This is a genomic window from Candidatus Baltobacteraceae bacterium (assembly GCA_036489885.1).
In the GTDB taxonomy this organism is placed as follows: Bacteria; Vulcanimicrobiota; Vulcanimicrobiia; order Vulcanimicrobiales; family Vulcanimicrobiaceae; genus JAFAMS01.
The window spans coordinates 62,221-85,399 of the sequence record DASXEW010000002.1; the positions used below are offsets into that span (position 1 = coordinate 62,221).

General features: G+C 61.6%; 23 protein-coding genes. 9 read left to right on the forward strand and 14 right to left on the reverse strand.

Annotation, left to right across the window (positions count from 1 at the left end; all coding sequences use genetic code 11):
- Positions 1–28 precede the first annotated feature (28 nt).
- The 7 genes from VGG22_05485 to VGG22_05515 all read right to left on the reverse strand — a co-directional run bounded on the left by VGG22_05485 (position 29) and on the right by VGG22_05515 (position 7,897).
- On the reverse strand, positions 29–385 hold the full coding sequence (locus VGG22_05485) for an HIT domain-containing protein (protein ID HEY1727799.1): 357 nt from the start codon (positions 383–385) through the stop codon (positions 29–31).
- The gene (locus tag VGG22_05490; protein HEY1727800.1) at positions 382–1,866 is read right to left on the reverse strand and encodes an ABC transporter substrate-binding protein; all 1,485 of its coding nucleotides are present in this window, start codon (positions 1,864–1,866) and stop codon (positions 382–384) included. The genes VGG22_05485 and VGG22_05490 overlap by 4 nt, the downstream gene beginning before the upstream one ends.
- Positions 1,867–1,952: 86 nt before the next feature.
- Entirely contained in the window at positions 1,953–3,506 is a 1,554-nt protein-coding gene (locus VGG22_05495; GenBank protein ID HEY1727801.1) for a stalk domain-containing protein, read from the reverse strand.
- The gene (locus tag VGG22_05500; GenBank protein HEY1727802.1) at positions 3,503–4,501 is read right to left on the reverse strand and encodes a glycosyltransferase family 1 protein; all 999 of its coding nucleotides are present in this window, start codon (positions 4,499–4,501) and stop codon (positions 3,503–3,505) included. Before VGG22_05500 ends, VGG22_05495 begins: the two co-directional genes overlap by 4 nt.
- Positions 4,498–5,481, reverse strand: a complete 984-nt coding sequence (locus tag VGG22_05505) for a glycosyltransferase (protein HEY1727803.1) — start codon at positions 5,479–5,481, stop codon at positions 4,498–4,500. The genes VGG22_05500 and VGG22_05505 overlap by 4 nt, the downstream gene beginning before the upstream one ends.
- Entirely contained in the window at positions 5,478–6,188 is a 711-nt protein-coding gene (locus VGG22_05510) for a glycosyltransferase (protein ID HEY1727804.1), read from the reverse strand. The genes VGG22_05505 and VGG22_05510 overlap by 4 nt, the downstream gene beginning before the upstream one ends.
- Before the next feature lie 50 nt (positions 6,189–6,238).
- Positions 6,239–7,897 carry a CTP synthase gene (locus VGG22_05515; protein HEY1727805.1) on the reverse strand — a complete coding sequence of 553 codons (1,659 nt, stop codon included), beginning with the start codon at positions 7,895–7,897 and terminating at the stop codon, positions 6,239–6,241.
- 62 nt (positions 7,898–7,959) lie between these two features.
- On the opposite strand from VGG22_05515, the gene VGG22_05520 reads away from it, so the two are divergent.
- Entirely contained in the window at positions 7,960–9,015 is a 1,056-nt protein-coding gene (locus VGG22_05520; GenBank protein HEY1727806.1) for a methionine synthase, read from the forward strand.
- Here the strand turns inward: VGG22_05520 and prmC are convergent.
- The 3 genes from prmC to VGG22_05535 are packed head-to-tail and all read right to left on the reverse strand — an operon-like array spanning position 8,973 to position 12,219.
- Positions 8,973–9,833, reverse strand: coding sequence for a peptide chain release factor N(5)-glutamine methyltransferase (gene prmC / locus VGG22_05525; protein HEY1727807.1), 861 nt, complete (start codon positions 9,831–9,833; stop codon positions 8,973–8,975). The two genes, VGG22_05520 and prmC, sit on opposite strands and share 43 nt — an antisense overlap.
- Positions 9,830–10,912 (reverse strand): peptide chain release factor 1, encoded by a 1,083-nt coding sequence (prfA, locus tag VGG22_05530; protein ID HEY1727808.1) that lies wholly within the window; start codon positions 10,910–10,912, stop codon positions 9,830–9,832. Before prfA ends, prmC begins: the two co-directional genes overlap by 4 nt.
- Positions 10,909–12,219 carry a hypothetical protein gene (locus tag VGG22_05535; protein ID HEY1727809.1) on the reverse strand — a complete coding sequence of 437 codons (1,311 nt, stop codon included), beginning with the start codon at positions 12,217–12,219 and terminating at the stop codon, positions 10,909–10,911. The genes prfA and VGG22_05535 overlap by 4 nt, the downstream gene beginning before the upstream one ends.
- A gap of 44 nt (positions 12,220–12,263) precedes the next feature.
- Here VGG22_05535 and VGG22_05540 point away from each other — a divergent pair, with 44 nt between their 5' ends.
- Positions 12,264–12,908 (forward strand): class I SAM-dependent methyltransferase, encoded by a 645-nt coding sequence (locus VGG22_05540; protein HEY1727810.1) that lies wholly within the window; start codon positions 12,264–12,266, stop codon positions 12,906–12,908.
- On the opposite strand, the gene VGG22_05545 is transcribed toward VGG22_05540, so the two are convergent.
- Positions 12,875–13,201: a hypothetical protein gene (locus VGG22_05545; protein ID HEY1727811.1), complete on the reverse strand. Its 327-nt coding sequence runs from the start codon at positions 13,199–13,201 to the stop codon at positions 12,875–12,877. The genes VGG22_05540 and VGG22_05545 overlap by 34 nt on opposite strands.
- A 227-nt stretch (positions 13,202–13,428) precedes the next feature.
- Positions 13,429–13,698, reverse strand: a complete 270-nt coding sequence (rpmE, locus tag VGG22_05550) for a 50S ribosomal protein L31 (GenBank protein ID HEY1727812.1) — start codon at positions 13,696–13,698, stop codon at positions 13,429–13,431.
- Positions 13,699–13,761: 63 nt separating this feature from the next.
- On the opposite strand from rpmE, the gene VGG22_05555 reads away from it, so the two are divergent.
- The 7 genes from VGG22_05555 to VGG22_05585 all read left to right on the forward strand — a co-directional run bounded on the left by VGG22_05555 (position 13,762) and on the right by VGG22_05585 (position 20,870).
- Positions 13,762–14,355 (forward strand): hypothetical protein, encoded by a 594-nt coding sequence (locus tag VGG22_05555; protein ID HEY1727813.1) that lies wholly within the window; start codon positions 13,762–13,764, stop codon positions 14,353–14,355.
- Positions 14,356–14,359: 4 nt separating this feature from the next.
- On the forward strand, positions 14,360–15,664 hold the full coding sequence (locus tag VGG22_05560; GenBank protein ID HEY1727814.1) for an O-acetylhomoserine aminocarboxypropyltransferase/cysteine synthase family protein: 1,305 nt from the start codon (positions 14,360–14,362) through the stop codon (positions 15,662–15,664).
- Positions 15,661–16,167 (forward strand): CoA-binding protein, encoded by a 507-nt coding sequence (locus tag VGG22_05565; GenBank protein ID HEY1727815.1) that lies wholly within the window; start codon positions 15,661–15,663, stop codon positions 16,165–16,167. Before VGG22_05560 ends, VGG22_05565 begins: the two co-directional genes overlap by 4 nt.
- 47 nt (positions 16,168–16,214) lie before the next feature.
- Entirely contained in the window at positions 16,215–17,261 is a 1,047-nt protein-coding gene (locus tag VGG22_05570; protein ID HEY1727816.1) for a hypothetical protein, read from the forward strand.
- Positions 17,230–18,441: an acyl-CoA reductase gene (locus tag VGG22_05575; protein ID HEY1727817.1), complete on the forward strand. Its 1,212-nt coding sequence runs from the start codon at positions 17,230–17,232 to the stop codon at positions 18,439–18,441. Before VGG22_05570 ends, VGG22_05575 begins: the two co-directional genes overlap by 32 nt.
- Complete coding sequence (locus tag VGG22_05580) at positions 18,438–19,685, forward strand: aspartate aminotransferase family protein (GenBank protein HEY1727818.1); 1,248 nt, start codon at positions 18,438–18,440, stop codon at positions 19,683–19,685. Before VGG22_05575 ends, VGG22_05580 begins: the two co-directional genes overlap by 4 nt.
- Positions 19,686–19,841: 156 nt before the next feature.
- A complete protein-coding gene (locus tag VGG22_05585; protein HEY1727819.1) occupies positions 19,842–20,870 on the forward strand; it encodes a Gfo/Idh/MocA family oxidoreductase in 1,029 nt (342 codons plus the stop codon).
- Here VGG22_05585 and VGG22_05590 read toward each other — a convergent pair.
- The gene (locus tag VGG22_05590) at positions 20,860–21,948 is read right to left on the reverse strand and encodes an SDR family oxidoreductase (GenBank protein HEY1727820.1); all 1,089 of its coding nucleotides are present in this window, start codon (positions 21,946–21,948) and stop codon (positions 20,860–20,862) included. The genes VGG22_05585 and VGG22_05590 overlap by 11 nt on opposite strands.
- On the reverse strand, positions 21,879–23,171 hold the full coding sequence (locus tag VGG22_05595) for a competence/damage-inducible protein A (protein HEY1727821.1): 1,293 nt from the start codon (positions 23,169–23,171) through the stop codon (positions 21,879–21,881). The genes VGG22_05590 and VGG22_05595 overlap by 70 nt, the downstream gene beginning before the upstream one ends.
- Positions 23,172–23,179: the final 8 nt, after the last annotated feature.

Genomic DNA, 23,179 nt, shown 5'->3' on the forward strand with positions numbered 1-23,179 from the left:
TCGAATGAACCCAAGCCCAGACTATACGTTATCCCGGGGGCCAGGTCAAATGCCGTCCCGCCAGGACGTGCAGATGCAGGTGGCTCACGGTTTGACCGCCGTCGGGTCCCTCGTTGATGACGACGCGATAGCCCTGTCCATCGCGCTGAAAGCGTCCGCCAACCTCGGCTGCAGCCGCCAAGAGCTTGGCCTTGAGATCGGGCAAGGCTTTGGCGTTGAACTCCGAGAGGTGATCGGCGTGCAGTGTTGGGACCACCAAGATGTGCGTCGGGGCTTGCGGATTTAAATCGTGAAATGCGACGACGTCCGCGTCGCGCAGCACTTCCCGCGCGGGTATGTCCCGGCGGATGATTTTACAAAAAATGCAATCCTCGGGGTCGCTCACGTCTTCGGTTTCATCAGCTGATACCAGATGACGTTGTTCGGATTCGGAACGACGCCCGTGATGTTCGATTTCATCGCGAACGGCACGGTCGTGTGGACGAGGGGAATCGCCGGCGCCTCATCATGCACGAGCTGCAAAGCCTGCGCGTAGATCTTGGCGCGTTCGCTGTCGACGATCGTCGTTTGCCCCTCGAGCATCAGCTTATGGAAGTTTTCGTCGCGCCAGAACGAGTAATTCTGGCCGCCCTTCACGGCTGAATCCTTATCGAGCAGCGGATAGAGGAAATTGTCCGGATCGCCATTGTCGCCGGTCCACCCGATCAAGCACATCGGATGCTCGCCGTTTTTGATCTTGCTGAGATACACTGCCCACTCGAACGGCTCGAGCGTCACGTTGACGCCGATCTGCCGTAAGTCGGCTTGAATCGCCTCGGCCACGCGTTGCGGCTCGGGCATGTACGGACGTGGCGCAGTTCCGTAATAGAGCTCCGTGCTAAAGCCCTTGCTCATTCCGGCAGCAGCCATCAGTGCTTTCGCCTTAGCGATGTCGTGCGGATAGGCTTTAACGGCGGGATTCCCTCCGAGCATCCCCGGAGGATTCCATTCGTTCGCGACCACGCCGCCGACCGGATAGAATGCGTGCACGATCGCGGGGATGTCGATCGCATATGCAATCGCTTGACGAATGCGCCGATCGGCAAATGGTTTCTTGTCCATGTTCATCGCCAGATACGAAACGTTGTTCGAGGGCTGGCGATAGATGGTGATGTTCTTGAACTTGGCAAGATTCGTCGCGTCGTCGGGCCGCAGATCCGAAAGGCCGTCGATGTCACCCTTCTGCAGTTCGAGCACGCTCGTTGCCTGATCCGGAATGTCGCGAATCACGACGGTCGTATATGCCGGCGCCGGACGGTAGCCCGGATTCGCGCGCAGCGTAATGTGGTCGTCTTTTACCCACTCGCCGAGCTCGTAGGGTCCGCTCCCGACGGGATGATGATCGAACGCGACGATGTCCGCCTTAATCGCGGTCGGCGAACCGATTGCGAACGACGGCATCGCAAGATTCCGCAAGAAGGGACCGTACGGACGCGTCAACTTGAACGTGACCTTTTGCGCGCCGTCCACCTGCACGTCGGATATTAGGCCCGGAAATCCGCCGAACTCCGCGACGTAGTACGAAAACTGATAGTTGCCGCGATACTGATTCGTCGTCAGTCGCCAGCGGTCGAAATTGAACTTGACTGCCTCGGCGTCGAGCGGCGTGCCGTCCGTGAACTTCAGGTTCGGTCGCAACAAGAACGTCCACGTCTTGCCGTCTTTGCTGGTCGTCCACTTTTCCGCGATATCCGGAACGACGTCGAACGAGCCGGGACGAAAAGCGACGAGACCCTCCAAGATGAGGTTCGTCACGTTGAGAGAGAGCCCATCGGTCGCAACGGCCGGATCGAGATCGACCGCATCCTTTACCCGGGCAAAGATCATTGCCGGGGGCCCTGCCGCTCTCACCGGACGAGTCAGCGTAACCGAAGTCAAGATCAGAACGGCGCCAAGCGCGCAAAGCAATCGTTTCATCGTGTTTGAATTGTGAATGTCCAGGATCTGGACACTTCATTTCCTGCGAAGTCGGCGACCGCAACCGAGACGTTCACTTGACCGTCGGGAAGCGGAGCGCCGGATGTGTACGTAACGAACGATGAGGTTCTCGTTACCGAACTGGTCACATCCTTGCCGTTGACCCTGAGCATGACTGAGTTCGGATCGATGCCGAGGTCGGTGGGTGCCGCAAACGTCGCGTAGATGCTGGGCTTGTTGTTGTTCACGACCTGCCCGCTTGAAGGTGCAATATCGGTAATCTGTGGCGCGATTGTTGCCGCCGAGATCTTGTTCACGGCCTCTTGCGTCGCCGCGATGCCTCCGACTGCCAGGTGTCCGTAAACCGGCATCTGCGCGAAATTCATGCCGGCCGGGACCGTGAGACTTCCGGCATAAACGCCCGGCGACTCTTCCCGCATTGCGAGTCCCGTGATAAAGGAGCCGAGATCGAAGGTCGCACGCCCGCCGGGCGTCCCGCGCAGCGCGAACGTGAACTTCTCTCCGAGGCGCAACGGTCGAAGCGGTTCTGCCGTGAAGCTTACGATGTTGACGGTCGTTGCGGTTTGCGCGGAAGCTGCAGGCGCAGGCGTCGCCGGGCTTACTGCGATGAGCTCGCGCGTCTCGCCGGTTTGCGGATTCATCCTCTGTGTCACGATGTCGCCGACGTGCAAATCCGAAAGCGCGGCCGGTTTATCGTCGAGGATGATCGTCGTCGTATGATCCGGCGTGGCCACGCGACCGGAATCCAGAACGATCGACGTCCCGGAAACGGCTGCGATCGTTCCGACGCGCGAACCGTAGAGGTCCTCGACGAGCGCGACTGTCCCGTCAGAGTTCACCGTTACCGAAACGGCGTCGCCGACGTGGAGATCGCTGAGCTCGGCATGTTGTTCGGTGCGCGCGACGACGTCGCTGAGGACGATCCGCGCGCCGGAGTTGATCGCGATAGTCCTCACCGAGTCGCGATATGTTACCGTCAGCGACGGCGGTTCCGAAACCGAATCGATCGCTGTTAGATTGCCGGTAATCCTCACCTTGCCGTCGCCGACGTTCTGTGAAGGCGTCAGACGACGAATCAGCGTCGATGCGATGACGACTTGCCGTGCGTGCGAATCGTACGACGCATTCGCCCCAAGCACGTCGACGAGGAGATCGAGTGGGACGTACGTAGTCGCATCGATCTCCATGGGCGCGACGTCGAGAAAGATCTGAAGGCGTCCGACGTATGCACGCCGGCTGCCCTCCGTAAGGCGGATCGTCTGGGCGGGTGCTTCGGCGACGAGCACCTTGCCGTGGCGGGAAACGGGAATAGCAAGCGCGCTGAAAATGCGCACGATCGGAACCATGATACGCCCCGCCACGATACGCGGGCCCGGATGCGGCGCAAGCTGCTGACCATTGACGACGATTGCGATGTTGCGCTCGGGAAAACGCGCGTGCTTATGTGCCGTAGCACCGAACGCGGCGCCGATGCTCAAAGCCATCACGATGGCGGCGCTTGCAAGAGCAATACTCTTGCGCTGTATCACGTGTCCAGGTCGTCCTCCAGGGTTTCGCGATAGACGGCGGCCACTTTGGTTGCGAAGCGGTCCCATGTATAGTCTCGCGCGATCTCTTCACCTTCGATCGCAAGCCCTCGAAGCCGCTGCGGTGAACGCACGACTTCTTCTAAAAGAGAACGCAACGCCGGGACACTCAGTGCCTCGAAGCGTCCGACGAACGCTTTGAGAAAGCCCGGATACGCATCCTCCGCAGCGATGACCGGGACGCGCCGGACGATTGCCTCGAGTACGGGTAAACCGAAACCTTCGGCAAGTGAGGGCTGAATGAGCGCCGTTGCACCGCGAATCGCGGCTGCGGTTTCTTCCGCGGACAAATCACCGAGGTAAACCAGTTTGCGTCCGCCGTGACGTGGCGGCAGCTCTACGTCCGCAACCCCGGTCAACGCAAGATCGATGTCGACGTCCGGCGGGAGCGCGTCCCAAGCCGCGACCATCGTTGCGAGATTCTTATGCGCACGATGGTTCCCCACGTAGAGCAGGTAGCGCTGACCGACTCGCGGCGGGACATCGACCAACGCCGGATCGTAGCCAAGCGCGATCACGCGTATGCGCTCGCGGCCAACGTTGAAGAACCGCTCGAGATCGTCGCGCGTTCGCCAATCGCCGACGAGCAGCCGCGCTGCACCGTTGATGAGCCGCCGCACAAAAATCGAATAGTATGCGCCCGTCGTCAGTGAGAACAAATGCGGGTAGCGCAAATGAATCAGGTCGTGAATCGTAACGACGTACTTCTTCGGTAGAACGACCGGAGCGAAAATTGTCGGAAAATGCACGAGATCGGAATATCTCGATGCAAACGGAATCTCGACTTGCTCGGTAAAGGAAAAATTCTCGCCGCGCCCGACCGTGCGCACCGTGATGTCGGGCGCGACGTTCGGCAAGCGGTTTGCTAGTTCGCGCACGTACGCAACCATCCCGGCCGACATGCGCCGCGTCTCGCGCGCGTCGAGTAAGACGTTCATAGGAAACGCCTGTAAACGTTTGCGGTCAGACTTGCGCAGTGATCCCAGGTCAAATTTGCCGTCTCGCGTTGCGCACGCTGTGTTTGCTCGCTCAGCTCGCCGCGCAGCGCGCTTTCGATCGCGCCCGTGAGCGCTCGAACGTCGCCGGGCACGAAACTCCGCACGTGCTTCCGCAACACGTCGGGGACGGAAGTCTGTGCGCAGATCACGGGCGTTCCCACGCGTACCGCCTCCAAGAGCGGCAAGCCGAATCCTTCCCGCAGCGCCGCGTGCACGAGCGCCCGCGCTCCTTTCATCCAGCGCAGGACATCCGCGTGCGCCAGCTCACCCGCGAAAACGACGCTGCCGCGCTCGCGGCGCGGGATATGAAGGTCGGCGAGCTGGGGTCCCGTCAGAACCAGATCGAGCTCCATCTGCGGATCGACCGCATGCCAAGCGGCAACGATCGTTTTCAGGTCTTTGTGAGGCCGCCGGTTGCCCGCGTAAATCACAAACGGTACCGTGCGGCGGATCGGATCGACATCCGGAACATCGACGCCAAGTGGCACAACGGCGATGCGAGCGGGATCCAATTCGTAAAACCGGACGAGGTCGTCCGCCGTAGCGCGATCGTCGGTGATAACGCAGCGCGCACCTCGCGCGGCACGGCGTACCGCAACACCGAAGTACCAGCGTGCTTTCGGTTTCGTCCATTGGGGGAAATTGAGATCGATCAAGTCGTGGATCGTCATGACGTACGGCGCAGGTATGACGAGTGGCGTGAACGGCGTGGGAATATGGACGAGATGCGGATGCATCCGCGCGATCTGTAGCGGCATTGCCGCTTGCTCGCCCCAATCAAAGTTGTCCCCGCTTCCGAAGGTCGCAAACTGTAGCTCCGGAGCGACTCGCGGCAGACGCGCGGCGAGCTCTGCGACGTACTGTCGCATGCCGATCGACATGTGCGAGGTTTCGCGCCGATCGAAAGCAACGTCGATCATTCCTTGCGACGTAGCGCCTTCCATCGAACGATGGTCTGATACGACGCCGACCAGAACGCGATATACAGGCCGCGCCGGCCGAGGCGGAGGCCACCGCGCGGTCCAAGCAACCAGACGAAGCGCGCGGGTGCGACGAGTGCGCTGACGACGAGACGGGCGATGCTCGGAGCAGTGCCCGCGGCTTCGATCGACGTGTAGCGCTCGTATTTCTGCGCGTAGGTGCTTTCCTCGGGATACGAGTTGTGAAAGAGCGCGCCGTCGAGATCGGCGACGTTCCCCGGAACGCTCCAGCGCTCGTGCAGCGCGGCGCTGCCGCCTGCGACGGGATGCGCCGCGACGACGCCGCGATCGGTTCGGAACATCCGTAAGATCATCTCGTTGTCCCACCCGAAGGCATGCACGATCTCGCCGCAAAAACGCGTCGCGCGCCGCACGCGATATCCCTCGATCTCCGCGGCTTCGGGTTCAATGTTGAAAAGCGCCTCGCGCAGCTTGTCGTCGAGCTGTTCGTCGGCATCGAGCATGAACGTCCAAGGCGAGCGTACGTTATCGACTGCGAACGTGCGTGCATCGACGAAGTTCGTCCATTGCCGTTCGAGTACGGTCGCACCGGCGCGCCGTGCAACCGCGACGGTGTCGTCGCTCGAACAGGCATCGAGCACGAGGACATTCGCACCCGGAGGCAGTGATGCCAGGGCGTCGGGCAACGATTCGCTCGCATCGAGCGTAAGGATGACGAACGTGATCCGACCGAGGTTCAGGAGCGGGTCAGTTGTGCGCTGGGTGTCGCTGCCTGCTCGCGACTGCTTGCCAGGGCCGCACCGACGAAATCACGATACAGCGGCGACGGACGCGTCGGGCGTGACTTGAACTCCGGATGTGCCTGCGTTCCTACAAACCACGGATGAATGCTTTGCGGCAGCTCGATGACTTCGACCAGCGTCGTGCGGCCCAAAACATGATGTCCCGAAAAGATCATGCGATGTTCTTCGAAAATCGCTTTGTATTTATTGTTGAACTCGTAGCGGTGGCGATGACGCTCGCTGATCTCAAGCGAACCATACGCGCGCGCCGCCAGCGAACCAGCCTCCAAGATGCAGTCGTACGCGCCGAGGCGCATCGTCCCGCCCTTGAAATCCAGATTGCGCTGTTCGGGCAAGAAGTCGATGACGTTGTTGGTCGTCGCCTCATCGACTTCGGTCGTCATCGCATCTTCGAGACCGCAGACGTTACGCGCGAACTCGACACACGCCAACTGCATTCCGTAGCAGATGCCCAGGAACGGCACCTTGCTTTCGCGTGCGTGTTGGATTGCGCGCAACTTTCCTTTGACGCCTCGAGCTCCGAAGCCGGGAGCGACCAAAATGCCTTCGGCTCCATCGAGCACGCCCACGCCCTGCTCTTCGATCGTCTCGGAATCCACGCGCACGATCTCGATCGATGCATCGTGATAGATGCCGGCGTGGTACAGCGCCTCATTGATTGAGATGTAGGCGTCTTTGAGCTCGACGTACTTACCGACGAGTGCAATCCGCAGGCGGTGTGCCGGCCGATCGATGCGCTCGACCATCGCCGCCCATTCCTCGAGCCGCGCGGGATGCTGCACGCGAAGCGCAAGCTTTTGAATCACGGCTTCGGCGAGGCCCTGGGCTTCGAGGTTGAGCGGCACCTTATAGATGCTCGAGGCATCGGCATTGCCTACGACGGCATGCGCGGGAACGCCGCAGAACAGCGCGATCTTCTCTTTCAAGTCTTCGGTGATGCGCCGGTTTGAGCCGGTCCGGACCACGATCGCGTCGGGCGAGATGCCGATGCCGCGAAGCTCGCGCACGGAGTGCTGTGTCGGCTTAGTTTTGAGCTCGTCGGCCGCACCCAGGTGCGGGACCAGCGTGAGATGGACGTACATAACGTTCTCGTCGCCGACGTCGTGACGAATTTGACGGATCGCTTCGAGAAACGGCAGGGATTCGATGTCGCCGACCGTCCCGCCGACCTCGATGATGTAGACGTCGGCGACTTGCATCTCGGCGACGCGCGTGATTGTCGCTTTGATCTCATTCGTAATGTGCGGTACGACCTGAACCGTCGCACCCAAATAGTCGCCGCGCCGTTCCTTCTCGATAACCGACGCGTAGATCTGGCCCGTCGTCACATTGTTACGGCGCGTCAGATTCTCGTCGATGAAGCGTTCGTAGTGTCCGAGATCGAGATCCGTCTCGGCGCCGTCTTCCGTAACGAAAACCTCGCCGTGCTGGTACGGATTCATCGTACCCGCGTCGACGTTGATGTATGGATCCAGCTTCTGGATCGAGACGGTCAGTCCGCGCGCCACGAGTAGGCGCCCGAGTGAAGCTGCCGTTATCCCCTTTCCGAGCGAACTTACAACGCCGCCGGTAAAGAAGATGTATTTCGCCATTACGGGTTGCTAATGTTCGCGGGGAAGCGGCCTCGCGCCTTTCGTTGCAGAAGCATCGCCGCATGCGACGACCGTATCCGACCACGATTGCCGGTAGCCTCCCCAAGCCGTCCTGGCTCGCCGAAACCGAACGGCTTTGGCCGGCTTGGCGCCTCGAGGGTGACGAGCTGGAGCCGGCGATCCGCGACGCCACGCGTATCGCGATTTTCGAGCAAGCCCGTGCGGGAATCGATCTCGTCACGGATGGCGAGCAATCGCGTCAGCATTTCGTGCATGGCTTTCTTGCGGGCGTCGCGGGCGTTGATTTCACGAAGAAAGTGAAGCGCGGCATTCGCGCCGACCGGTACGAAGCCGAATGCCCGAGCATCACCGGCCCGGTGAGCCGCCGCGTCCCGATTTTCGTCGACGACGTGCGTTTTGCAAAATCGCTCGGCCAAAGTGTGAAAATTACGATTCCCGGCCCAATGACGATCGTCGATACGCTCTACGACGCGCACTATGCGGATCGAAAGACAGCGGCGCTCGCGTTCGCGAAGGTCATCCGCCAAGAAGCCGAAGAGCTGATCGCGGCCGGCGTCGACGCAGTTCAGCTCGATGAGCCCGCCTTCAACGTTTATTTCGAGGAAGTCGAGGACTGGGGCATCGCCGCGCTCGAGGCCGCATTCGGCGGCTTGAGCGTGATCAAAGCCGTTCATATTTGTTACGGTTATGGCATCGAAGCCAACAACAATTGGAAAAAATCGCTCGGCACCGAGTGGGATCAGTACGCGCAGCTCTTCCCCTTCCTCTCGCAAAGCTGCGTCGATCAGGTCAGTATCGAGCTCGCCGGCTCACGCGTTCCACCCGAAGTCCTCTCGCTCTTACGAAACAAGGATGCCGCGATCGGCGTCATCGACGTCGCGAGCGATCGCGTTGAAACCGCGCAAGATGTGCTCGCCACGATTCGCCTCGCGGAAAAATATCTGCCCATGGAACGCATCTGGTGTTCGACCAACTGCGGGATGGCACCGATGCGCCGCGACATTGCATACGCGAAACTGCAAGCCCTCGGCACCGGCGCCGAGTTGGCGCGAGATCACGCGATGCTTGCTACGATGAAACGTTCCAGTCCGGCGTAATCGGTTCCGACCTCGATCCGCACATCGTGCAGTGACCCTTTGACGAGCCCAGCAAGAAGATAGATCGTGGCCGGCGCGGCTTCGAGCACCACGCTTCCGCCGGGAGCGAGGAGCTCGCTCAAGTGCGAGGTCAAGCGCCGGTAGACGTCCAGCCCGTCCGGTCCGCCGTCTACAGCGACCGGTGGCTCGTACGCGACCGGATCCGGCGGCAGCGGTACGTCGGCGGTTGGAACGTAGGGCAAATTTGCGACGATGCAGTCAAAGCGCTGCGCCGGCGTTCCTTTAAAGACGTCACATTGAACGAAATCGACGAGTTCCGTCACTTGTAGCGCGCGTGCGTTTCGGGCCGCAACGTCAAGCGCGTCGCGGCTGATATCGGTTGCCGTCACGTGCAATCCCGTCACCTCGAGTGCGAGCGTAATGGCGAGCACGCCGCTGCCGGTACCCACGTCGAGCGCGCGCGTTCCCTTGTTCGCGCGTAGTGCGTCGATCGCCGCGCTAGCCGCGTGTTCGGTCTCGGGACGCGGGACGAGCACGCGCTCGTCGACATAGAATTCGCGTCCGTAAAATCCGCAGAGGTGCGTAAGATACGGTATCGGAACGCCCCGCATCCGCTCGTCGAGGAGCAGACCGAAAGCGTCGAGATGCTCCCGTGTGAGTTCCTCGTCGCCGTGTGCGAGCATCCAGGCGTGATCGACGCCGAGAATCTGCCCGAGCAGCGCTTGCGCGTCGGGGCGGGCGGATTCGCGAACTCCCTCTGCCGCTTGTCCTGAACGCAACCGCATGATGCCGACGGCTAAGGCCGAGGCAACGGTCACGCGACCGCGGAGCCCGCCAAGAGCCTCGCTTTTTCGTCCTTTTGCAGTTCGCCGACGAGACGGTCCATGTCGCCGTCGAGAATTCCGCGGATGTTCCCGAAATTCTGGTTGATGCGATGATCGGTGATGCGATCTTGCGGGAAGTTGTAGGTTCGAATCTTCTCGCTGCGATCGCCGGTACCGACTTGCGAACGCCGCAGATTGCCGACCGCATCTTGGGCTTCACGCTGCTTTCGGTCGTACAAAACCGCGCGCAGCATCTGCATGGCGCGATCCTTGTTTTGCAGCTGCGAGCGCTCCTCGCTGCACGCGACGATCGTTCCGGTCGGGACGTGCGTAATCCGTATGGCAGACTCGGTCTTGTTGACGTGCTGTCCGCCGGCGCCGCTCGCCTTGAACGTATCGATCTGCAGGTCGCTCGGGCGGATCTCGACCTCGACTTCTTCGACTTCCGGCAGGACGGCGACCGTCGCGGTGCTGGTGTGAACGCGACCTTGCGCCTCCGTCACGGGGACGCGTTGCACGCGATGCACACCGCTTTCATATTTCAAATAACGATATGGCTCGCCGCCTTTGACCGAAACGACGACTTCCTTGTAACCACCGGCTTCGTTCTCACTCGCCGAGACAATCTCGGCACGCATGCCGTGATCTTCGGCGTAGCGCAAATACATCCGCAGCAAATCCGCAGCGAAAATGCCGGCTTCGTCGCCGCCTGCTCCGGCTCGAATCTCGATGAAGACGTCTTTGTCGTCGTTCGGATCGGTCGGGATGAGCATCTCTTGCAGACGTTCCTCGAGCTCTTTGCGCCGCTCGCGCAGTACTTGCGCTTCTTCTTCGGCCAGCGCGTGCATCTCCGGATCGCTCCGATCGGCAAGTAGCGCATCGTTGGCCGCGACGTCGGCGAGGAGACGCGTGTAGGAGCGATACGTTTCGACGGGCTCGACGAGCTTCGCACGCTCGCGCGCCAACGTCATATAGCGCTCCTGATCGAACGGGCGGCTGGTATCTGCCAGCGCCGCCTCGATCTCATCGAAGCGTTTGGACATCTGTTCGAGACGGTCGTAGATAGAGCTCATGCGTTAGGTTGCGGTTGCCACCGCAGGATCAGAGCGTTGGCGAGGAAATCGGCCAGCTCGTCACGTGTAATCACATCGATACGTAAAACGGTTCCGAGGACCACCTCGTAAAGAACCTCTGGAATCTTCTCCATCTGCGCGAAGACGCCGCCTCGCAATATCCGGTCGACGCGATCCGGAGCTCGACCGCTGCCCTCCAAACGCGCCCGAAACTCGCGCGCGCCAACCGCGGGACCATTCGGAAACGCTTGCCCGGCGAGGGCGGACTCGAACGACCGAAACGACCGCGCGTTGTTACCGTATGCTATGATTCCGCAGGCACGCGACAAGACGCGATCGTCGAGCGCATCGGTGACGATCCATGCGCCATCTTCAAGCGCCGGGATACGATCGCTGTCCTCAAATACACCCGCAAAACGGTCGGCGAATCGCTCGCGACCCGCTTCTTCCCACACGCCTAGATTTTCGTTTGCCACCACCGAAACTGCGCTCGCACCGTCAGGAACGTATGCGAAACACCCGTGCGCGTGCTCGAGCGCATCGGCGAGACTTCCGTTCGTAATCGCAGCGCCGCGCCAAACGTACGCCGACCATTCTGGTTCTTGGAAGATCGGTGGATATGACTCATCCAAAGGCACCCAAACGCCTTGATGTTCGCTCGCGTGGCAAATCTCGAGGCGCTTCGCATCAGTGAGATACGGTATGTCGTACTCGCTGTGCGCGTAGGACCGCATCTTCGCGCGCATAACATCAGCGCCGCCGAACGAACTAAAATGCCACCCTCCGTCGACGAACTCGAGCTCGCTTTCGGGCCGCTTGCGCACCTGGCTCAAACTACCATATCGCGCTAAGGAACCCATGAGAAGGGCGCGTGTCCCAACCCACGGTTCGACTGCAACGCGGTTGATGTAACCGTGCGAGCGGCGCTGGCGATGACCGAGCAGAAATCGCTCACGCGGCCGCACCGTCACGTTTCGCGGATCGGGAACTTCGTCGCAATCGCTCAGCAGCACCAAGTCATCGCTGCTTGCACGCTGAGCGAAGCCGGAAGCAAGATAATCACGTTGCCCCCATTCGTTCTGCCACGGATCTGCAGAGGGCGGCCCCGGATAGACCAGGTGGACGATCTTTGAGCGCCATTCCGCGAAGCGTTCGCCGGACTCAGCGAACGCGAGTCGCTTCGGATCACCCCGAAACGTAAAGGGTGCTTCGCACAGCACAAACCAATCGACGACATTCTCGAGCAAGCGCAGCCGAATCTCGAGTAGATCAAGCTCTTCGGAGAACGTAAAACAGTCGAAAATCACTGGCCCTAAGAGCCGCCTCGGCCGAAGCCGATGATCAAAGGAGAATGTCCGATTTCGTCAAGATGAGCGTGCGAGTTGCAACGGTGGTCGAAATGGGATTGCCGTCGTGGATGACTCCCTACGCACAGCATATTTTCGGCGTGCCGACGCACATGACAGTGCGAGAACGTCTGATGCTCACGCAGACGGCGCTCGGACTTCCCGAAGGCTTCGTCGTTGTCGAAATCGGCAGCTATCTTGGCGCGAGCACGACGTTTCTCGCCGCCGCCGCAGTGCAGGGGAGCGGAACCGTGCACGCGGTCGATACGTGGATGAACGAAGCGATGGGCGCCGAGGGCATGTACGATACCTGGGCCGAGTTTTGCGCGAACACGGCGCCGTTCACCGACTACATCGTGCCGCATCGCGGCACATCGGAAAACATCCGCGCTGAGACCGGCGGGATCGCATGCGACATGCTGTTCATCGACGGCGACCATCAGTACGAGGGCGTTCTCAAGGATCTGCGACTGTGGCTTCCGTCGCTGCGTCCAGGTGGAATTCTCGCGATGCACGATTTCGATCGCGCCGAAGTTCAGCGCGCATTTTCCGAGATTGTCGGACCGAACGTCAGCGACGCCCCACAAACGCTCGACTTGCTGATGATCTGCCGTCCTCAAAGCGGATCCGCAATCGCAACGAAGGCCTGAACGCGACCGCGGGCCAGCATCTCACCGTCGTCAACGGTAAACGTTAATGGAGGAACGCTGACGCGCACCGGCAGCGGTCCTTGGCCGATCCCCTCGTCGTAAATTCGCCGGATCTCCAAGGGCTGCCAACCGCCGTCGCGGAGCAACGGTTCGAGCTCTACTTCAACGAGCGGATGCGCCTTTGCCAGAGACGTTCCGCGATAGAGTGCGGCAAGCGCGCCGAAATGCGCCGAGTTCGCAACCAGCGCGAAGAGGCGCGCACCCGGAACACTTCGCGTAACTGCGCGCAGCAATGCGACCGGATCCGCGACCTCATCGAGACCCTCGAGAATGACGTTATCGATGCCCGCGAGGCCGACCCCGTCGAGGTCAGTCGACTCAGTTACTTCGAGAAGCCGGGTCGCCGGATCGGCGCGCTGTGAAGCAAGCTCGCCTAACCCGGAGGCCCGAGGTGCGACGATCGCGAGTGGGATCGCGGCCGGAAAGCTCTGCAGTACCGCCCAGCGCAGTTCGCGGGTGACTATATGTCGGCTGTTTTTGCGGCCTCGCGTGCGCGGACGCGCGCAGCCGCTTCTTCCTTCTTCTTGCCGGCGGCGGCCAGGCGTTGGTTGTACTTGTCGACGCGGCCGGCCGTGTCTACCAACTTTTGCGTTCCGGTAAAGAACGGGTGACACGCCGCGCAGATCTCAACGTGAATCTCCGGGAGCGTCGAACCGGTCGTAAAGGTACTCCCGCAGTTGCAAACGACTTTGGCCGCGGGGTGCCATTTTGGATGAATCTTCTCTTTCACAGCCCCAACATTCTAGCACCCGTGGCAAGGCTCGGCCGCCGCGCCGTTAAACAGTAGCGGGTCATGAAACTCCCCCTGCTCGCTCTTGCCGGCGTTCTTCTGATCTCGCTTCTCTCGCTCGCCGACGCAGGCGCGCAGCAACAGCAGCAGAGCGTTCCGCCTACTCCCGCGCCCGCCATCGAGACCCCGACCGAGGCGCCCTCGATCAATCCGACCGTTAGTCCCGCGCCTCGTGGACGGCGCGCCAGAGCAACGCCGCGTCCGTCACCATCGCCCGCGGCATCGCCGTCTGAAACGCCGGCGCCACCTCAGTTCACCAGCCTCGATGGGACCTGGGAAATCGAGCTGCAGACCCGCGCGTCGACCTACTACTCGCACCTCACGCTCCGCCAAAGCGGTTCGCAAGGTGCGGATGTCTCGGGAATTTGGGATCAGGGGGGCAACCCGGACAAAAAGCTGCCGCTCACCGGGACATTCGATGGGCGCCTCTTCAAATTTACGGCGTCGTTCAAGGCGAGCCAGTACACGTTCACCGGCTACGTCGAAAACTACAGCGACATCGTCGGAATGGTGAGCGACGGGAAGAACGACTTGCCGTTCACGGCGCAACATCGCAAGAAAGAGAAGTTCTTCAACAACATCACGCCCGGTCTCTAGGACGATGCAAGACCACAACTTCGGCTTTCGAACACGCGCACTGCACGCCGGAACACCACCCGATCCGGCAACCGGCGCTCGCGCTCTTCCTCTGTATATGAGCACGAGCTTCGTCTTCGATTCGACCGAGCACGCAGCCGAGCTGTTTGCGCTGCGTACGTACGGCAATATTTACTCGCGCATCGGCAATCCGACGGTTGCCGCATTCGAAGAGCGCATGGCGAGCCTCGAGGGGGGTCTCGGCGCGGTTGCGACCGCGAGTGGCCTCTCGGCACAACTATGCACCGTACTGGCGCTCGCACAAGCCGGCGATCACATCGTGGCTTCCGCGAATCTCTATGGCGGCACAGTCACTCAATTCACGGTAACCCTTAAGCGAATGGGCATCGAGGCGACGCTCGTTCCCGGTGGGGAGCCGGGACCGCTTGCAGCCGCGATTCGCCCGAATACGCGCCTGCTGTTCACGGAGACGATCGGCAATCCGGCCGGCAACATCGCGGATCTCGCCACGCTTTCGAGCGTCGCGCACGAGCACGGCGTTCCGCTCGTGGTCGACAACACGTTTGCGTCTCCGTATCTCTGCCGTCCGATGGAGTGGGGCGCAGACATCGTCATCCATTCCGCAACGAAATTCATTGGCGGACACGGTACGGCGCTTGGCGGCATCATCGTCGAGAGCGGAAAATTCAATTGGGCCGCCGGACGTCATCCGCTTCTTTCGGAGCCAAGTCCCGGTTATCACGACATGAATTTCGCCGAGACCTTTGGCGAATACGCGTTTCTGATGCGCCTGCGCGCCGAAGTGCTCCGTGACGTGGGCGCCGCAATGTCGCCGATGAATGCGTGGCTGATGGTGCAAGGCCTCGAGACGCTTGCGTTTCGCATGCAAGGTCACTGCGCGAACGCTCTCGCGCTCGCGAAGTGGCTCAAAGGCCGCGACGAAGTCGCGTGGGTATCGTACGCGGGCATCGATGATTCCCAAGCCGACCGTGTTCGCAAATATCTCCCGCAGGGCGCCGGTTCGATCTTCACGTTCGGGCTGCGCGGCGAACGCGAAGCCGGCCGCGCGTTCATCGAAGCGCTCGAGCTTTGGAGCCATCTGGCTAATGTCGGCGACGCGAAGAGCCTCGTGATCCATCCGGCGACGACGACGCATCAGCAGCTGACCGACAAAGAGCTGCTTGCGTCCGGCGTTACTCCCGAGATGATCCGGCTTTCCGTCGGTCTCGAAGATCTCGAGGATCTCATTTGGGATATCGAAAACGGGTTGCGCGCAGCGCGTAGCGCCGGAACGGCAGCGGTCAAATGATTCTGACGACGATTGCGCAGCGGCGCGCGCTCTTGGACCGTTCGACCAGCGTTGCGATGATCGGTGCCTCGCCGAACGCGACGCGGCCGAGCTATTTCGTTTTTTCCTACTTACGGACGCGGGGACGGTACGACGTCGCGCCGATCAATCCAACGACTGATGCCATCGACGGCGTGAAGTCCTACCCTTCGCTCACTGCGTACGCGGCCGAGCGCGGTGTACCTGACATCGTCGACGTCTTTCGCAGGCCGGATCAATTGATGCCGATCGTCGAGGAAGCCATTGCAATAGGCGCACGGGCAATCTGGTTTCAGTACGGCGTGATCAACGAAGATTCGATCAAACGCGCCGATGAGGCGGGTCTCGACGTCGTCGTCGATCGCTGCATCAAGGTCGAGTCGGCACGATTCGACGGCGGCCTGGCCATCGGCGGCTTGAACACGCACTTGATCACCTCGCGACGGCGGCAGGTCACCTCATCGCCGGGCGGAGGATTGCGCTGAGCCAACCCCGCGAAGCGGCTGAGCTCGATGCTCGCATCCGCCACGCGATGAGCGAAATTGCGCTGACCGAGCACGAGTTCAACCATCTCGCGCGCGACGTCTTCGCGCACCAGCTTCGCTACAATGCACCCTACGCGGCGTTCGCCAACAGCCTCGGATTCGACGGGCAACATCTGCCGCTCGAATGGCACCAGATTCCGGCCGTGCCGACTACAGCGTTCAAAGACGCGACCCTCGCAACATTCGACGTCGCGGAGTCGCGGATCGTTTTCGAAACGAGCGGCACGACGGCGGTCGAGACCGGCCGTCACCATTTCGAGGAAAGCTCACTCGCGCTCTACGATGCGTCGCTACTTGCCGGATTCGATCACTTCATGCTCGATCGCGAGCGTGACACGCCCTTACGCTACCTGCTGCTGGTTCCGGATCGCAAGACGTCTTCGCTCGGATATATGATGCGGCACGTCGCAGAACAACGCGGCGACGCCAAGGGCGGAACGTTCGTCGACGCGAGCGGCGGAGATTTAGACGTGGCTTCCTTCGTCGCCGCACTCGGGCAAGCGTTCGAAGATCACGTCGCCGTCTGCATCGCGGGAACGGCTTTCGCATTTGCCGCGCTGCTCGAGGGTCTCGACGGAAAGATACTTCCGACGCGCACGGGTTCGCGCATCATGGAAACCGGCGGGTTCAAGGGACGAACGCGCTCCCTGGAACGCGTCGACCTCTATGCGCAACTCGCACGCTGCTTCGGAATCGCGTCGGAACGCATCGTCGCCGAATACGGGATGACCGAGCTGACGAGCCAGTACTACGACGCACCGTGGTCGCGCAGCCAAGGCGAACGTGTCAAGATCGGACCGCAGTGGCTGCGCCCGTCAATCGTCGATGCGAACGGGAGTCCGGTCGCCGACGGCGAGATCGGAGTGTTACGCCATGTCGATCTCGCCAATCGCGGATCGGCCGTCGCGATTCAAACCGAAGACCTCGCGTTGCGCATCGGTGAGGGCGCGTTTGTCTTACTCGGTCGCGATCCGGAAGCGCATATGCGCGGTTGTTCGTTAGATGTCGAAGACCTACTCGCTCGACGCGGCTAGCATCATCGGCGCCGCCGCGGATGCAGCGCAGCGCTGGAGCGATGCTGATTTTCCGCCGCGCGTCCGAGCGACCGAATCGATCGCCAAGCGCACCGGCTACACGATCCCAGTCGTCGACTACGCGCTCGATCGCCTCTTCGGGCCGCTGAGAGCACCGGCGCTCGAACGCGCCATTGCACAGGAGCTCGGTTCGGTGGCTGCACTCGACCGGTTCGTCGAACGTGACGGCATTCAGTCGCGGGCGTATCCCATCGGCAACGCCGTCATCATCTCGAGCGAAACGACGATCGGCGTCGCGATCGTTCCAGCGATCTTTGGGCTTTGTGCGAAGTGCACGGTGCTTGTGAAAGACCGCGAGGACGCCCTGATCGATGCGTTCTTCCAAACGCTCGCGCAAGAGCATCCGGAGCTCGCAAAGCGCGCCACCGCGCGAGCCTGGAAAGGCGGCGATCCTCTCGAAGATCGCGAGCTGCGCGTCGCCGACACCGTGGTCGCATTCGGGCGCGATGAATCGCTGGCGGAGATCCGGCGTGCATTGCGTCCGGGCGCGCGATTCGTCGGCTATGGCCACCGCGCCAGCATCGGCTACGTAAGCCGTGAGGCGCTGGCGAACGAGACGCTCGCGCGCGCAGCCGCCCAAGGTGCGGCTCGCGATCTCATCCTGTACGACGGCGAAGGCTGCATGTCGCTGCACGTGCTTTTCGTGGAGCGTGATGCCGCGATTATGCCGCATGCATTCGCCCAGATGCTGATTGACGCGGCGGCGGTCGCATCCGTTGAATTTCCGGCCCGGAAGCTCGATCCGCGGGTCGTGACGTACTGCACCGGCGCGAGTTTTCGCCAGGCGCTCGGGCGCGGCAGCGTGCTGCGTACCCCGTCCGCGGATACGACGCTAGTCTTAGATCCGCCGCATCACGAGCCGCCGCCGCTTCTGCCTCGCATCCTTCCGCTCTACTCGATCGACGGGCCTGATGAATGCGAAGAGTACGTGCGCAGCCACGGATTGCCGCTGGAAGCGTTTGCGCTCGCCGCGCCGAGCGAGACGCTCGCGGACCTCGGAGCACGGCTCGGTGCCGCACGCATCGCGCGTCTTGGTGAGATGCAATCGCCGGGACCGGAACTGCACCACGGAGGCCGAGCGCGTATCGGCGATTTCATCCGATGGGTGGATGTCGCGTGAACGATATTCCGGGCCCGCGCTCGCGTGAGCTTGCGGAGCGGCTGCGTGCGCACGAATCACGAGGAGTTACGTTTCTCGCCGATGATTTCCCGATTTTTTGGGAATCCGCAGACGGCGCGCTCGTCACCGACGTGGACGGCAATCAATTCATCGACCTGACTTCCGCCTTCGGCGTCGCAACCGCGGGACACACGAATCGACGCGTCCATGAAGCGATCGTGGCGCAATCCGAAAAGCTCGTCCACGGTCTCGGCGACGTGCATCCCAATCGCATGCGCGTCGAGCTGCTCGAGAAACTGGCTACGCTCGCGCCCGGTGAGCTTTCCGTCAGCTACCTGTGCAGCAGCGGCTCGGAAGCGATCGACTTTGCGCTCAAGACCGCTTATCTGCGCAACAAGCGGCCCGGCATTCTCGCGTTCACGGGCGCCTACCACGGGCTGACGTCGAGTGCCCTCGCCGTTACGGGAATCGAGCGATTCCGCGAACCCTTTGCGCCTTTCATTCGCGGCGACGTTCGCTTTGGGCCGTTCCCGACGCCGCTGCACACGATGGAGATGGAGTTTCGCGCCTACAAGATCGGTACGGTTATCGTCGAGCCGATCCAAGGACGCGCCGGCGTCATCGTGCCGCCTCGCGGCTGGCTTGCAGGCGTACGCGCCATGTGCGATCTCTACGGCGCCACGCTGATCTTCGACGAAATCTACACAGGTTTCGGCCGGACCGGGAAAATGTTTGCCTGCGAGTACGAGGACGTCGTCCCCGATCTGTTGTGCGTCGGCAAAGCAATCGCCAACGGCGTACCGCTGGCGGCGGTGATCGGAACGCGCAAAGCGATGGACGCGTGGGAAGCCTCGCGTGGCGAAGCGCTTCACACCTCGACATATCTCGGTAATCCCCTCGCCTGCGCCGCCGCGCTTGCGAACATCACAGACATCGAACAGGAAGGACTCGTCGAACGCGCCGCAACGCTCGGTGCAAAACTCGGGACGCGATTACGCGAGCTGTCGGGGCGTACGCCGCTCGTCTCGGCCGTACGCGGGCGTGGGATGCTGTGGGGACTTGCGCTTCCGAGTCCCGAGCTCACGTTTGCAATCACGAAGGCCGCACTCCGGCTTGGGACGATCGTGCTTCCGTCGGGCGTACGCGGCGACGTCATCACGCTTGCGCCACCGGTGACAATCGATGAAGGACAGCTGATGCACGCGGTCGATCTTCTCGAACAGGCAATCTTGAAGAGCACGTAACGTGAAATCAACCATCAGGAAAGACCCTCACATGTTGTTCCTAGGCCGGCGCGCCCATTACTACGCTTTCGAAATGGACATGGGCCGAGGGCCAATGGGGGCCCCGCGCGCGCAGCGCGCGGGGGCGCGGAGCCTGGGGCGGAGCGCCTTTAAAACATGATTCGCGTTGGTATCGTAGGATCAGGTTTCGGGGGAGTCGTTCACGCACCGGCCTTTCACGCACACGATGCTTTCGAGCTGGTCGCGATTGCGTCGCCGAACAACGCCGAAGCGGTTGCCAAGGAGCGCAAGATTCGCAGCGCCTTCGGCTCGCTCGAGGCGATGCTCGACGGCGTAGAACTCGACGCAGTTTCGATCTCCACGCCGCCTTTTGCGCACCGCGAGGCGGTCTTACTCGCGCTCTCCCGCGGCAAGCACGTACTCTGCGAAAAGCCGCTGGCGCGAACGGTCGCCGAAGCCGAAGAGATGGTTGCAGCTGCAAACAAGTCCGAAAAGGCCACCGGAATCGGATTCGAGTTTCGGTTCGATCCGTCACGTCAGGCACTTAAAGAGCTCATCGCCAACAATCATCTGGGGCCGCTGCGCGAGATCGAGTTCACGCATCTCACCACGATGCTGCGCCGGGATGCCGACAAGAAACGCGGCTGGTGGTTCGAGTACTCCCGTGGCGGCGGGATCATTCAGGCTGTCGGCTCGCACATGATCGACAGCGTCACGTGGCTCGCCGGACGTCCGCCGCGTTCTTATACCGGCTTCTCTCGCACAGCCAACGTCACGCGCAAGGACAATCAAGGTGCGTTCACGAGCAACGTCGCGGACGGCATGTTCGTGCTACTCGAGTACGGCGACGGCCTCGTCGGCCGGATCGCGCTCGACGCCACCAACGTCGTCAATAGCTCGACACTCGCAGTTTACGGTGAAGATCGTACGGCCGCAGCCAGCGGCGACTCCTTGGCATGGTCGAAGCTCTTTACGGTCGACGCAAAAGAGACGTCGGAATACGAGCTAGCTTCATCGCCGTACGACCAGCTCAAAACCGCCCAGCCGAACGTGCCGCTCGTCCTCCGGATGCTTGACCAATTCGCCGCAAAGATCGAAGGCAAGCCAAACACCTTGCCGACATTCGAAGACGGCTTGCTCGTGCAGCGCGTTATGGCCGCAGTAGGGTACGAGGCTAGTAAATAGAGTCGAAGCCGCTTTGCGAAGCGTGCGACTCTTCGAGGATCGTCATCCAGGCGATATTGTAGCTGCGTGGATGCAGCAGCCGCGTCGGATCGCCGAGCGGAATCTTCTGCAGCATGTCGTCGATCGATTCGAGCACCGTCACTGAGGGCGTGAACCCGAGCCGCGAGGTCATCTTGGTGTTCGTCATGCGGTAGTCGCGAACGATCTTCGGAAGCCCCGTCTCTTGCAGCTCGACGCGATGGCTCGCAAGCTTCATTTCCAGCGAGCCTTTGACGAGCATCGCAAGCTCCCGGATCTGATAATTCTCTTGCATGACGTTGAATATTTCGGCGTGGACGTCGTCACGCTTCGCGAGAGAGCAAGCGATGTGCGCACGCGCGACGTCGGTGACATCGACCAGCGGACGCCACTGCCAACCGCCCCCGTGTAAGAACAGTTTTCCAAACACCGCCGCGTCTTTGACGAACGTGTTGACGACGAGATCGAAGCGCATGCGCGGGCTGAAGCCGTAAACGGTGCCTTGCCGCAAGATCACGGGCGTGAAGCTCGCATCCGCCGTCTCGAGCAGCTTCTCTTCAGCGTATTTCTTCGAAAGCGAATATGCACCGCGCGGTTTGACGTCGGCGGTCTCGTCATACGTGCCGGCCCCGATTCCATCGTAGATCGACGCGCTCGAACCGAAAATCAACCGCCCGACACCGGCACGCTTACAGGCCCGCGCAAGCTCTTCGGTAGCGACCGCGTTCATCTGCCAATTGGCTTCCGTGTTGTACTCCGCGGTCGGATCGTTCGAGAGACCAGCGAGGTGGCTGACGACGTCCACCCCCTCGAGCCAGCCGGGATCAAAGCGGCGAATATCGCCTGGAACGAACTCGACCTTCTCGAGTCCGGCCGGCATCTTGCTGCCGAAGAAAAACCGATCGACGACGCGGACGTCGTCGCCGCGCGCAACAAGCTGACGGCAAAGCTCGAGACCGATATAGCCGGCGCCTCCGGTGACGAGTACTCTCAGCGGCGAGCCTCGGACATGAACGGCGTAATCGGCACGCTCGCGTCGGCGCGTTCGAGATAACGCCAGATCGCGGAGAGACCGGCCATCGTCGCACGCGTTCGAATGTCGCCGCGGTCGCCGGGGAACGTGGCTCGATACGTGCGCGGCTCGCCATCGGCAATCAGTGCAAACCACACGAGACCAACCGGCTTATCTTCGGTCCCGCCGCCGGGCCCTGCGACACCCGTCGTCGCAATCGCGACGTCAGCCCCCAAACGGCGGCGCGCACCGCGAGCCATCGCGATCGCCGTCTCGACGCTTACGGCTCCGTGTTCACGCAAAATATCGGCAGGGACGTCGAGCATCGACCGCTTGACGTCGTTGTTGTACGCGACCACGCCGCCGCGGAACACATCGGATGCGCCGGGGACGCGGACGAGCGCGTCCGAGATTGCGCCGCCGGTGCACGACTCCGCGGTCGCGATCGTCTGGCGCCGCCGGCGCAACGCGTCAATGATCTGACTTTCGACCGTCTGGGCGTCGACGCCGTAGATACCGTAGCCGATTCGTTCACGGATCTCGCGTTCGATCGGCGCGATCATCGCTTTCGCGGCTTCGGCGGTTTCGGCTTTGGCCATGATCTTCACGTCGCAGCGTCCGCCGTGTGCGAGCACCGCGATTTTGGGATTTTCCGACGAACGAAACAGATCTTCGATGCGACGGTCGAGCTCTGACTCCGGGATCCCGATCGTGTGAATCGTCCGCGTTGTAATCGTTTGGCGCAACGCGAAGCGTTCGAGCAACCACGGGACAAGCTTGTCCATCATCATCGCGCGCATCTCACGCGGTACTCCCGGCATGCCTGCGACGAACTTACCATCCTCACGCAATGCAATGAACCCCGGCGCAGTACCATGCGGGTTGTCGAGCACGACCCCGGGCGTCGGTAGCATCGCCTGACGCCGATTGTTATCGCTCATCGTGCGCCGCATCATCGCAAAGCGCTCCTCGATTGCGCGCAGCGATTCCTCATGCAGCTCAAGATGCGTTCCGGTTGCGGTCGCGACGGCTTCCTTCGTCAAATCGTCGACGGTTGGGCCGAGTCCGCCGGTCGTAATGACCCCATCGGCGCGATCGAGCGCTCCGCGCAACATTGCCGCCAAACGCTCGGGGTTGTCGCCGACGGAGTGCTTCGCATACACGTCGACGCCGATATCAGCCAGGGCGCTTGCCACGAACGCGGAGTTCGTATCGATCAAATGGCCGAGCAGCAGCTCCGTCCCGATGGTTACGATCTCTACCGATGCCAAGCAGCGCC